The organism is Leptospira kirschneri serovar Cynopteri str. 3522 CT, from assembly GCF_000243695.2.
GTDB classification, from domain to species: Bacteria; Spirochaetota; Leptospiria; order Leptospirales; family Leptospiraceae; genus Leptospira; species Leptospira kirschneri.
In genome coordinates this window covers 244,209-257,315 of record NZ_AHMN02000008.1, presented here as the reverse complement: position 1 = coordinate 257,315, position 13,107 = coordinate 244,209, and the positions used below count along the sequence as shown (strand labels likewise).

Genomic DNA, 13,107 nt, shown 5'->3' with positions numbered 1-13,107 from the left:
AATTTTTAAAAACATAGACCCGATGTATTCATCCGCTTTTATCATTGATTCCGAACTTAGTCGTTTTGGAAAAACTGAACTTGATTATCATTCTCTTTCTTATCAAACTGCAATTCAACTTTTGGAAAGAAACTCTGAGTTTGAACCTCAGTTTCTTATTTTTGCGGCGATGGCTCCGGAACGTTATACGGGAGAGGTGTTTGTTTCTGCTAGGATCAAAGAAAGTCTTGGTTTGAAAAATTTATTTACGATCCGCACGGAAACTGCTTCTTCCTCTGGTGCGAGTGCTCTTCATACAGCTGTTTATTTACTTCGTTCTGGGGCGTTTCAAAGAGGAATTGTAATTGCTACCGAAGTGATGAGTCGTCTTGAGAGAGAGGAGAATAATCTTCTTTTAGGGAGTGTTTTATCTGAACGCCAAAAAGGTTTTGCGATGTCCATGGCTCAAGGAGGAGGAATGATTGCTACACGTTATCTGCAACAATACGGATATGATCGTAAGGACCTTTATACACTTTCTAAAAAATTGCACGATAATGGGCTTAAAAACGAAAAAGCTCATATCAAAAAGAATATTACAGAAGTAGAATATTTTAATTCTCCTATGTTTACAAGTCCACTTTGTCTTTACGATATTTCCCCTCTTTCTGACGGAAGTTGTGCTGTTCTACTCAGTTCCGAAAAGATAGAATCTTCTCGATCTTTAGAAATACGTGGAATTGGGCACGGAATCGGAAATCTCTCCAATCCGCCGGGAGATTTAAGTTTTAGTTCTAGCGTAACCGCGTTTCAAAATGCATACAAAGAGGCGGATTTAAGGCCGGAACAGATTCAAATTGCGGAGTTGCACGACGCTTTTACACCTTTTGAGTTGATAGGTGCGGAGGACGCGAAACTTTTTCCGAGAGGTTCTGCGTTACGTTATGTGAAAGAGGGAAAAACCCATCCGGAAGGACAACTTCCCATCAACGCATCGGGAGGTTTGAAAACCAGGGGCCATCCGGTGGGAGTTTCTGGACTGGCACAAATTGCTGAATTACAAAACTGGATGTTTAAAGAGGAACGTTTTCAAAACGGTTTAGCTCTTTCCATCGGAGGTTTAGGTGTGAATAATTTTGCTACGATTCTTTCTAAAGTTTAAAAATGGAATTGGACGTGACCGAAAAAATACTTTTGATTCAGACCGCTTTTTTAGGAGATTTAATTTTAACTACTTCTTTCTTTAGAGAAGTCAAAAGGAAATATCCGAACTCACATCTTACGGTTGTGGTTAATAAAGGGACCGAAAGTGTGCTTGAGGCAAATCCTTATATAGATCGACTGATTCCTTTGGATAAGAAGGAATTCAAAAAATCCATTTTGAAATTTATTTCCTTTTTATTCAGTCTTAGAAAAGAAAATTATACACTTTGTATTCTGCCTCATTTTTCTTTTCGTTCCACCTTGATCGGATTTGCAAGTGGTGCTAAAGAAAAAATCGGATACGAAACAGCAGGCTTTTCTTTTTTGCTGACTAAAAAAATTCCAAGACCTATTTTGGGAATGCACGAGGTGGAAAAACTATTTTCCTTATTATACAGTAAAGAAGAATATTCTAATATTCCAAAGCGTCCTGAACTTTATTGGAAAGAAGAATCTGTTTTTAGAATTCGTGAATTGATGAAAGAGAACGGACTTGAATCTGGAAATTACGTTTTACTTGCGCCTAGTTCCGTCTGGGAAACCAAGCGGATGCCTGCTTCTAAATTTAGAGTTTTAGGGGAACGTATCTTTAAGGAAACCGGTAAGAAGGTGGTTCTAATTGGATCGAAAACGGACTTAGATCTTTGTGAAGAAGTAGGTTCCGGCTACGCGATTAACTTTGCGGGAAAAACAAATTTACCAGAACTTTCGTTTTTAGTTTCTAAAGCAACTTTAGTTATTAGTAATGATTCTTCTCCGATTCATTTTGCCTCTGCGTTTAACATTCCTACTTTGGCGGTTTTTGGAGCTACGGTTCCGGATTTCGGTTATACCCCACTTGCTGATTTTTCTTTTATCTCTGAAATTCACGGACTTGCTTGTAGACCTTGTGGGATTCACGGCGGGAGAATTTGTCCCGAAGGACATTTTCGTTGTATGAAGGATCAGGACACCAACAAAATGTTTGAAGTGGCGGTCCAATTAGAAAAAGGAAATGTAAAATGACTTCATATATTCACTCGGAACGAATCGAAAAAGTTCAAAAAAGATTAAAAGACGGAGAGGTTTTGATCGTCTTTGCGGCTTCTCATTTAATCAGAAATCGTGACGTAGAATATAAATTTCGTCAGGACTCTGATTATTATTATCTAACCGGTATTGAAGAATCGGATGGAATTTTAATATTAAAAAATTCTTATAAATCGATTTTTGTACTTCCAAAGGACAAAGAAAAAGAAATCTGGACCGGAATTAGAATCGGAAAAGAAAAGGCGAAGGAGTTGTTGGGTTTGGACGAATCCTTTGATACAAATGAATGGGAATTGAAGTTGGATGAAATTTTACTCAATCAACATACTTTGTTTCATTTTTTTGGAAAGAATTTGGCTCGCGATTCTAAACTCATCGAGTGGATTTATTCTCTCAATCAAAGATCCAGAGAAGGTAAATTCGGTCCTAAAAGGATTGAAACTCCGGATTTTTTACACTGGATGAGAATGTTTAAATCTACCGTGGAAATTGAAGCTCTCAGAGAATCTGCAAGAATCACCGCCTTAGGTCACGAAAGATTGATGAGAGAATCTAAACCCGGAATGTATGAATACGAACTCGAAGCGATTTTGGAATCCGAATATTTAAAACACGGGGCTTGGGGGGGCGGTTACGGACATATCGTAGCGAGTGGAAAAAACGCAACCATTCTTCATTATACGTCTAACAACTGTCAGTTGAATCCGGGGGATCTTGTGTTGGTGGACAGCGGAGCTGAAAAAGGATATTATACTGCAGACGTAACTCGTAACTTTCCGGCGGGGAAAAAATTTTCTCCCGAGCAAAAGGCGGTCTACGAAGTGGTTTTAAAAGCGCAGAAAGAAGCTGTTTCCAATACGAAGGAAGGAGTGGAATTTGTTTCGATTCACAATCAGGCAGTTAAAACTCTTGTAGAAGGTTTGAAAGATTTAGGCCTTTTAGAAGGTTCTATGGATTCCATTTTAGAGCAAAATACATTCAAGAAATATTATATGCATAGAACCAGTCATTATTTAGGTATGGACGTGCACGATGTAGGTTCGTATTATAAAGACGGAACTTCTTGGTCTTTGCAAGACGGTCAGGTGATTACTATCGAACCAGGTCTTTATTTTGATCCTACTGATTTTACTATCCCAGAGAAATTTAGAGGAATAGGGATTCGGATAGAGGACGACATTTTGGTTCAAGGTCAAAACCCAGTGAATCTTACGTCTTCGATTCCCAAAGAAATTGATGAAATAGAATCTCTTAAATACTGAATTTTGAACTTTAAGATGAATCTTTTTTAGAGTTTGTTCAAAAACTTGAAAATGTGGGAACTCTTACAATTTTTAAGGACGGAAGTACGTTCCAAAATTATAAACCAATGACAAGAGATTTAATTTTGTGGGAACTGCTGCGTTTTGTTATTACTTAATGTGAGTTTGCTGTAAGAAAACCGGAACGAATCTGGCTTACCACAGGCAGCCGAACCAGAGTTAATAAGTTGCATAAGGGAAACATTATACAACAATCGTCTTTAGTTTAAATATAAAACGTGACCTGTAGAGCGACTCATAGGGAGTGATAACCAACCCTACAAGTTGAATAGGATTTTAGAATCAAAGTTGAACTAAAGCTGAACGGCTCTCTCAAACTCGGCAAAACGCTTTCCTGAATGCCGATCCTTAGAAAGGCATTCGCTTTAGTTTTCCGGGTCGCGTTAAAGAACTCAGCAAAACGCTCTCTACGGATCGCGTTTTAGGGATCCAAAACGCACATTTTTCAAGTGTTCCGACAAGAATGAGATTTTTTACTTGCAAAAAGTATGTTTTTCTGATAGAGAAAAGCCCCTCAAGCCTTTCCTCCTGAATTGCGCCCCATGGGAAGCAATTCATTGAGTTGCCACCCAAAATTAGGGAAAACTCAAAAAACGCTCTCTCTAACTCACTTGCAGGTGTAAGTTTTACAGAGGATTTGTCGTAATTTCGATAGATTTATATTGAGATCCAAATACTTGTGTGGTTGGTTATGGTAGAGAGCGATGTGTTGAGTTTAGGAAAGCGTTCTGCTTTAGTTTCCTCACATCGATCCCTTTCGCGTTATACCGAACTCAGATTATTTAGAATTATATGACGGAATATTAAAATTTTGTTTGAAGTAGTATTTTGTGTTAAAAGCTTAAGATACTCAACTTTATAAAGATTAGTAAAATGATTATGTGTTTAAATGGTAGGAACTCCGGCTGATTAAAAAATTTTTAAAATTATGAATTATTTTTTCATAAAACTCTGAAAAATACGAACGATTGCAATGAATCAAGAACTGTAAGAAGTATGGTAAAAAAAGATCAAACTTCTTCTCGACACATTCGTAATCTCAGTAATGAACAAAAAAATTCTAAATTGATTACTGATAAAAAATCGATTTCGAAAAGAAATTCTCCATCCGATCTTTGGATCCCAAGAGTAAAAATTCCACATTTAACAAAACGAATTTCACAGTTTAAATCTTTAAAATGTATGTTACATTTCCTTTTAAAGAAAACCGCCATCGATTACATTCTCTTTTTGCTCATTCTCAAAAAGAAAAGACCTTATATCAAGAAACCGAACTTGAACTGGTTCGTTTTTCTTTTCGACCTAACGCTGCGGATTGGGCGGAATTAAGACTTGCTGCTCGTTACTACGGTGTTTCCATTTGTAATTTTTTCGTAATGCTTCTTACTTTTGATGAAAATAAAGGTTCTTCAAAATCCTTTTGGAATGATTTTAAAAATCGAAAATTCCAAAATTCAGAAATTTTACTTATCCAATTGATTTCTTCCAAGAGGAATACTCTATTTTTTTCCATCGTCACCGGGTTTAACACTTTTCATGGGTTCGAACGAAAATCATCTGCTTAAAATGTTAACTCTTTCAATTCTACCGTAATTTGATTTTATGGCGGTCTTCCGACCCGAAATAAGACATAAACTACAGAAAATTCAGCAATTTAAATATTCAATTTTCAAAAAATTATAATATTTGTTTGTAATATAAAAATGAACAATTCAAAAAAAATAAGGATAAAGGAAAAAAATTTCAAAAAACAGAGCCGACGGTTCCATTATCGGAACTGATAACGGTATGAAAATTAAAAAATCAAAACAACCATTCAGACATTTAAAATTATTAAAGCCAAACCGTTTTGGAAAAGATCGAACCGAGCAGAAACTCCGAGATTTTCCAAAAAATCTAAAAAAATTGGGGTCACCGTCGGATGTCAATATTCCTAAGGAGTTGGTTTCTTATTTGAATAAAAGAATCCAAAGAGCAGGTTCTTTGAGATTATTTTTAAATCAATGTATTCATCAAAGACCATTCCTAATATTGGTTCCAAAACAAACTTTAAGGAACAAAATCAGTTACCAAAAACAAAAGCTCGAATTGCAGAGATATTCTTTTCGGCCATTTGAGAATGATTGGATAGAACTTAAAAGACTCGCCTTTCTACACGGAGTTTCGATGTGCAAAATGTTTGTAACACTATTATTGGAGACAGATCTTTATCCGGAATCTAGATATGCGGAAAATCTAATTTTAGATGAATTTAAAGAATATATCGGAGATCCGACCTTAATTCAAAAAACTAGAAACTAAATGAACATTTAAAACTGAGAAATTACTCAAAATGGATGGGCGATTTTACCAAAAATGCAAAGTTCTCAAAAATTGAGCTTGGCTGGGAATTGTTTGCTTTTTGCGGGAGGGTACTACATTCTCAGTTTTTTAAACAAACACGAATTCGAGGTAGTGCGAAAGGGATCGATGCGAGGAAACTAAAGCAAAACGCTCTCTCTAACTAAAGCCGTCTCACTCTCCATGAGTCGTTCGACAGATCGCGTTTTAAATTGCAACTTAAGATGAAATATCGTATTAAGTTTCTTTCATACAATTTATTGACCAGAGGGGAGAGTCCGGTCCGGCTCCAATGGCAAGCCGGATTCGCCCTGATTTTCTTACGCCCAATTTCAGGTTAAACAAAACTCAACGAGGTATTATTTTTTATGCGTCCGAGTGGTAAATAACATTTATCGGAAAGTTTTCTTTTTATTAAACGACCGTATTAAACTCTAAAAAAACTCTTGTCGAAACCGGGAAAAGCGTGAGTTATATTGTTTTTTAGGGTTGAAGAATTGTTTTTTTATTTTGATTCAAGGATCACAAAAAATTAGATTTAAAAAAATCAATATTCCTTTTTGAGATTTGTAAAAATGAAAGATGATAAGTTATGGTTCTTGAAAAATTTTAGCGAAATTTCGCTTTTTACAAAAATGTTCTCTAATTTTTATAGAATGATTTTTTGTGATTTATCGAAACAACTTCTATATTTTTCAATATTTCTATTTTATTTTTTGGTTATATTTCCTATTTCTTCCGAGTCTGTCCAAAAAATACAGTCATTAGACGAAATTGTCAGTCTGGATTCCACGAAAGAACATGGTTGGGAAATTACTCTACAAAAAATGGATCCGGTTTCCTTTTCTGACTCGTATTTGAACGGTCAAAAGAATTCTAATATTCAGTTGGAAACTTATGAAGTTCCAGGTGTGTATATACTTCCGGAGGAATCCATACAAACCGCATTTATAGTTAAAAAGTTTATCGCTCCAAAAAATTGGAAAAGTTCAGGGCTTGCCGTTCGTCTAGGGACTCTGACGGATAAAGATAAAACGTATTTAAACGGAACCTTGATCGGTGAAACCGGAGATATGAATTCCACTTTACCTCAAGCATATGATAAAATCCGAATTTATCAAATTCCAAACGGTTTGATACGTAACGGCGAGACAAATATACTCGTGATTGAAGTCAAAAAATATTTTCAGAAAGAGATAGGAATTGAACAGGATAAAACTGCAATTGGAGATTCTCTGTTAATTCAGAAAGAACTGTTGGAAACTGAGTATATTAAAATTCTATTATTAATGGTTTATACAACCGCTGGTATATATTTTCTTTTTCTTTATTTGCGTCGTAGAACCGACCGTGAAAATTTATACTACGGCTTGTTTACGATTTTACTCGTTTTATATCAATTTTTAAGAAATCAGATCAAGTATGATTTAGGAATCGAATTCATTTATATGAAAAAATTGGAATATATGGTGCTCGCTGTCCTGGTTCCACTTTTTGCAAACCTTATTCGTTTGTATTTTAAATATCCAAAAACGATTATTCTAAAGGTGTTGGATGGTTTGTATGTATGTTTTGCACTTTTTTACTTTGTTTCCAATAATGTAGAACATTATAATTTTATAAATAAGAATTTAGTTCAATATGGTTGGATTCTTTATCTAGGAATCACATTGGATCATTTGATTCGTCGTGTGATCGCAAAAGATAGGGACGCTTTTTTAATTTTAATTGGGGTTTTGATTACGGTATTTGCTGCTCTTTTGGATACTTTGGGTGCAAGAAACGTATTCGTTTTTCCGAGGATCGTAGGTTATTCTTTTCTGTTTTTTATTTTAAGTATTGCTACGATTCTTGCCAATAAGTTTGTTCGATTAAATGAGGAGGTAGAGGAGCTTAATCTGGACCTAGAGAAAAAAGTAGAACAAAGAACTGAAGAATTAAGAGTTTCTTTAGAACAAGTCAATCGATTGAAAATTCAACAGGATGCGGATTATTTTCTTACTTCTCTTTTGATCAATCCGCTTTCCTCAAATAAAAATACGAGCGAAGTGATCAAAACAGAATTTTATACAAAACAAAAAAAATCTTTCGAGTTTAAAAATAAAACCTATGAAATTGGAGGAGATATTCTGATTTCGGGTAACGTGGAACTTTGTGAAAAAAAATACGTCGTATTTGTGAACGGGGATGCGATGGGGAAATCGATTCAAGGAGCCGGAGGAGCACTTGTATTGGGAACCGTGTTTAATACGATTCTTACTCGATCTTCAATTTCGTTACATCAAAACAAAAAACCTGAAAAATGGCTGGAAGAAGCATTTTTAGAACTTCAAAAAATTTTTGAATCCTTTGATGGTTCTATGTATATCTCCATCGTTTTGGGATTGGTAGAGGAAAACACGGGACTTCTTTATTATATCAATGCGGAACATCCTTGGACGGTTCTGTATCGGAACGGTGTCGCTTCTTATATTGAAGAAGAATTGACTCTTAGAAAAATAGGAATTCCGGAAAACGAAGAACATCTTGTGATCAAAAATTTTCAAATGCTTCCAGGTGATACGATTATGATCGGATCGGACGGAAGGGACGATCTTTTGATCGGAAAGGAAGAAAATCGGGTCATCAACGAGGACCAGAATCAGTTTCTTAAAAGGGTGGAAGAGGGGAATGCCGATCTTAGAAAGATATATGAGGAAATTCTAAAATTCGGCGTGATCTTAGACGATCTCTCTTTGTTAAAAGTTACTTATAATCCAGAAGATAATAAAACAAATGAATAAGTTTATTACTCATAACTGCATAATAAAATAACCAATCTAATCGTTTATATCTCAATCCAGAGAAAAAAACGAGGCGAACCGAACCGCGCTTTTTAGCTCCAGTCAATAAATCGTATAAAAGAAACGTAATGCTATATTTAGTCTTGAATTACAATTTATTATAAAACGGAGACCTGCAGAGCGACCCAGAAAACTAAAGCGAATACCTCTAAGGATTTGCATTCAGGAAAGCGTTTTATTGAGTTTAAGAAGCAGAGCTAGCTTGAAAGAGCGCTCTATTCAGTTCTACTACGATTCAATCTCTTTCGCATCGGATCTATCGAACTTATCTGAAGTGGTACTTTGGGATGAACATTAAGATACTCAATTTGATAGGGAACTATAGTTCTGAGTAATAAAGAAACTAAACTCTAACTTTCAATAATTTTAATATGTCGAGTTTGATATAAGAAAGTTTGAGTAAATACCTCTTTTGTGTGATACTATATTTTAAGTTTTGAAATAGATTTAGAATAGTATTATTTTCATGCGTCCTAGTAGTTGTGTGAGATCGTAAGAATTTTTGAAAATAAAAAGTTTGAAATGATTTTTACTATAAATACACGTTTGATGAATTTGATCATTTTGAGAAATCAATTTTCTTCTAGATAAATTTTAATTGCCTCTTTAAGAACGGTAAGACCGATTGAAAGAGAGTCTTCGTCTATGTCAAATTTAGAACTATGATGTGGATATACGAATCCCTTTTCTTCGTTTCTAGAACCTACAAAAAAGTAACAACCTGGAACTTTCATCAGAAACGCGGAGAAATCTTCTCCTCCCATGGACTTCGTATTTTCCTCTGTTAAACTTCCTTCGCCTAGAATATTTAAAGAAGCTTTGCGTACTATGTTTGCCATTTTAGGATCGTTAATTGTGGGTTGATTCGTTCTTTCGTAACGAATAGATACAGTGGCACCTAACGCAGATGCTATTCCTTTAACCACTCTTTCTAATTTTTCCGGAACTTCTTCAAACATCTTTTTAGAATAAGTTCTAACTGTACCTTTTAATTCTGCGGTTTCCGGAATTACGTTAAATGCGTTTCCAGAATGAAAACTCCCCACGGTTACTACGCAGGAATCTAAAGGATCGGTATTTCTAGAAACGATGGTTTGTAACGAGTTGATGATTTGAGCGCCTACTACAATCGGGTCCACTGTGTGTTGAGGCATAGCCCCGTGGCCGCTGATACCTGAGATTGTAATCGTAAATTCGTCAACAGCTGCCATTATAGGGCCGTCTACAACTCCTATTTTTCCGATTGGAATATGATTCCATACGTGTAGGGCTAAAGCGGCATCTACGTTATATTTTTCTAATATACCTTCTTCGATCATTTTGTCGGCACCCTGTCCACCTTCTTCAGCCGGTTGAAATACTAATAATACTTTTCCTTTAGGGAGAATGGATTGGATGTTCTCTTTGATTTCTGTTGCCAGTCCCATAAGAATGGAAGTATGAGCATCGTGACCGCAGGCGTGCATCACACCTTCGTGAACCGATTTGTATTCTTGATTAGATTCTTCGAATATGGGAAGCGCGTCCATGTCTGCACGTACAAGAAGAGTTTTTCCAGGTCTACCAGAATCGATCAAGGATACCACTCCCGTTTTTGCGATCTTATCTTGGAAAGAAAGACCTAATTTTTTGAGATGATTGATTACGTAACTAGAGGTTTGATTTTCTTCATATCTAAGTTCCGGGTGTTTGTGAATTTGTCTTCTGTATTGGATGAGTTCAGCCGTTCTATTGGAAGTTAGTGTGTGTTTCATACAAAAACCATTCTACCTTTAGGAACTGTTTTCGAAAAGAATTTTAGATTTTTTTACTCGGAGCTATAAAATAAAATCCCGGTATTTTGGGCTAAAACAGTGTTTTGCATTAAAAATTTACATTACTCAATTTAATAGGGATTAGTAAAAACCTAGAATGAACTTTTGGTATAAATTTTTTTTATATCTGTGACTTTGAGATTTTAAGAATTTCTCATGAATTACGTTATTTCGATTGATGAGCGAAATCCCATATTCTAACTTTTTAGAAAAAGTTTATAGTATTCTTTTATATGTTAGAGTAGTGAATATTAGAAAAAAATTGTATAGAGCATTTGTCCACCTACGTCTATACTTTTTACACCACCAGTAATTTCTTTGGAAACCAGAGGATTACCTCTCACTCCAAAACCTTCTGAAACATTTTCTCCTGTAGGAGTTTGAATTATGTTATTTTGTGCCCAGGTTTTTCCGGTAAAGTATGAGTGTGTCAATTGAATCAGATAGATTCCAATAGCAACTCCAGCCGCGGTATGTTTTGCTTTTTTGTAGTCTCCTTCGTCGGAACGAATCGAGTTGAGAGAATTCAAATTTCGTAAAGTATTAAATTCAAAAACCAGATTGAGTTCGGGAGAAATTACCGTAGAAGTGTTCGAACCTAAAAGTAGGTCTGTAGTAAATTGTTGTCCTATGATTTTTTCTATCTTCTTATCGTATGCTTTTGCCCTATCTTTTTCGGCGGCATCCAGTCCAAAGTAAGAAAATAAGGAAACAAAGAACAAAGTGGAATAGCTAACACCCCAGCCGTTTTGTCTCATCGTGTTGTGACCCCAACCAGGAAGAATCGCTGATTTCCAAACCGGTTCCCAAGGATTTCTTTTTGCGGTAATATAACTTTCCCAGTCACCGTCTCTCTCTTCTAGATATTTTTCCAGTAACGCTAAACGTTTCTGAACGATTTTGTAACTATTCTCTTTAATCATCTGTTCGAGGTAGATCGTGTCTAGTTGTTCTTCTTTATCGCTTTTTTTACCCTCTTTATTCAGTTTCTTTTTTTCGATTTCTATAATTTTGGCGATTTCTTGTTCGTCTTTGATTTCTTTGAAAATGATTTTAAGAATTTTAAATTTTCCTAATTTAATTCTCTTTCCGTCGCGAATGATTGTAACCGTTTCCGGATCTTGATCGATTACGGTTCCATAAGCTCTTTCTCCAGATTTAAAAAGAATCGTTTCTCCAAAAATTAAACGGGGCAAAAGAAGAAATAGAACTAAAAGTGAAACTTTGTATTGAATAACGTTTTGTAGAGAGTGTGTGAAAGATTTCATCAAGATAACGTTCCTAAAAAATTAAAATGAATATTTCAGTATTCATAGAAGATTCAGAATTGCAATTTATTTCCTAATTTTTAAGATTTATTTAGAGAGCTTTTTGAAACTGAACGAGAGCTTATAATGAATAGAGCGTTAAAATTTTCTCTACAGAGATCCTTATAAAATTGAGTGTCTTAAATTTTTGATGCAAAGTACTGTTTCAGCTTAAAATACTCGGTCTTTATTTTATAGTTCTGAATAAAAAGACGTATGAAAAGGATACTATACGTTATTGGAAAAAGTTAAAATACAATATCTTCCTTAAAAAAGCAGTTCGTTTCGGAATAAGATACTATTATTAGTGAAATCAAGTTTTAAAAAACGTAAATTAACACGAAAAGAATCGATGCGAGGAACTTTAGCAAAACGCTTTCCTCAAACTAAAGCGTCTCACTTTCTGAACTCAATAGAACGCTCTCTATGGATCGCGTTTGAAACTCAGTAGAACGCTCACTATGGATCGCGTTTGAAACTCAGTAGAACGCTCACTATGGATCGCGTTTGAAACTCAGTAGAACGCTCACTATGGATCGCGTTTGAAACTCAGTAGAACGCTCACTATGGATCGCGTTTGAAACTCAGTAGAACGCTCACTATGGATCGCGTTTGAAACTCAGTAGAACGCTCACTATGGATCGCGTTTGAAACTCAGTAGAACGCTCACTATGGATCGCGTTTGAAACTCAGTAGAACGCTCACTATGGATCGCGTTCTATATTGAATCTAAAGACGAAATATTGCATTACGTTTCCTTCATGCAATTTATTGAATGGGACTGAAAGCGCGGTCCCGCTCGCTAAAGAGCTGGATTCGCCCGGTTTTCTTATGCCCTGCTCACGTTAAAAAAGAAGATTTGAAATCATTGCCGTTTAATTTTATGGTGATTTTACAATGAAAATAGAATTCGATTTTAAAAGATGGATGACGTTATGGGTCATATTTATTTTTTGCGGTACTGTATTTGCCAAGGAAACGGAAAAAAAGGAACCGGATAAAAATTCGGCTGCTTCTTCTAAATCAACTGTTCAAGGATGTTGTAGAATTAAAATGACCGGCGGCGGGTACGACTACTTTATTAGCACCGAAGAAGATTGTGCTTCTCATAGACAGTTTCATTCTTTTCTAAAAGAAAGAACCCTTTGTTTTGAATCTTTTCCGGAATGATTTGAAATCGTAATTCCATAAGATCGTAAAGATCTAATATTTTCAGAAAATTTTTTCTTACTACAAAAACTCATCAAAGGTATTATGAGTTTATTCCAAT

Annotated in this window: 8 protein-coding genes and 1 pseudogene; 7 read left to right on the top strand and 2 right to left on the bottom strand. The window is 35.4% G+C overall.

Features of this window, described 5'->3' with window-relative positions; translation table 11 throughout:
• Nucleotides 1-22 precede the first annotated feature (22 nt).
• The 6 genes and pseudogenes from LEP1GSC049_RS214775 to LEP1GSC049_RS214795 all read left to right on the top strand — a co-directional run bounded on the left by LEP1GSC049_RS214775 (nucleotide 23) and on the right by LEP1GSC049_RS214795 (nucleotide 8,656).
• The gene (locus tag LEP1GSC049_RS214775; protein ID WP_004760776.1) at nucleotides 23-1,141 is read left to right on the top strand and encodes a thiolase family protein; all 1,119 of its coding nucleotides are present in this window, start codon (nucleotides 23-25) and stop codon (nucleotides 1,139-1,141) included.
• A 14-nt stretch (nucleotides 1,142-1,155) separates the two neighbouring features.
• A complete protein-coding gene (locus LEP1GSC049_RS214780) occupies nucleotides 1,156-2,187 on the top strand; it encodes a glycosyltransferase family 9 protein (RefSeq protein WP_025175836.1) in 1,032 nt (343 codons plus the stop codon).
• Nucleotides 2,184-3,473, top strand: coding sequence for an aminopeptidase P family protein (locus LEP1GSC049_RS214785; RefSeq protein WP_004750492.1), 1,290 nt, complete (start codon nucleotides 2,184-2,186; stop codon nucleotides 3,471-3,473). Before LEP1GSC049_RS214780 ends, LEP1GSC049_RS214785 begins: the two co-directional genes overlap by 4 nt.
• 1,056 nt (nucleotides 3,474-4,529) lie before the next feature.
• Nucleotides 4,530-5,098 (top strand): annotated as a pseudogene (locus LEP1GSC049_RS02000000224675) (DUF1564 family protein).
• A gap of 223 nt (nucleotides 5,099-5,321) precedes the next feature.
• Entirely contained in the window at nucleotides 5,322-5,834 is a 513-nt protein-coding gene (locus tag LEP1GSC049_RS214790) for a DUF1564 family protein (RefSeq protein WP_016560781.1), read from the top strand.
• A 614-nt stretch (nucleotides 5,835-6,448) separates the two neighbouring features.
• Nucleotides 6,449-8,656 carry a SpoIIE family protein phosphatase gene (locus LEP1GSC049_RS214795; RefSeq protein ID WP_016560783.1) on the top strand — a complete coding sequence of 736 codons (2,208 nt, stop codon included), beginning with the start codon at nucleotides 6,449-6,451 and terminating at the stop codon, nucleotides 8,654-8,656.
• Nucleotides 8,657-9,288: 632 nt separating this feature from the next.
• On the opposite strand, the gene LEP1GSC049_RS214800 is transcribed toward LEP1GSC049_RS214795, so the two are convergent.
• Both LEP1GSC049_RS214800 and LEP1GSC049_RS214805 read right to left on the bottom strand, forming a co-directional pair.
• On the bottom strand, nucleotides 9,289-10,470 hold the full coding sequence (locus LEP1GSC049_RS214800; RefSeq protein ID WP_016560776.1) for a M20 family metallopeptidase: 1,182 nt from the start codon (nucleotides 10,468-10,470) through the stop codon (nucleotides 9,289-9,291).
• A 311-nt stretch (nucleotides 10,471-10,781) separates the two neighbouring features.
• Nucleotides 10,782-11,798, bottom strand: a complete 1,017-nt coding sequence (locus tag LEP1GSC049_RS214805) for an LA_0442/LA_0875 N-terminal domain-containing protein (RefSeq protein WP_004750348.1) — start codon at nucleotides 11,796-11,798, stop codon at nucleotides 10,782-10,784.
• A 936-nt stretch (nucleotides 11,799-12,734) separates the two neighbouring features.
• On the opposite strand from LEP1GSC049_RS214805, the gene LEP1GSC049_RS214810 reads away from it, so the two are divergent.
• The gene (locus LEP1GSC049_RS214810; RefSeq protein WP_004750763.1) at nucleotides 12,735-13,007 is read left to right on the top strand and encodes an LIC_11321 family protein; all 273 of its coding nucleotides are present in this window, start codon (nucleotides 12,735-12,737) and stop codon (nucleotides 13,005-13,007) included.
• Nucleotides 13,008-13,107: the final 100 nt, after the last annotated feature.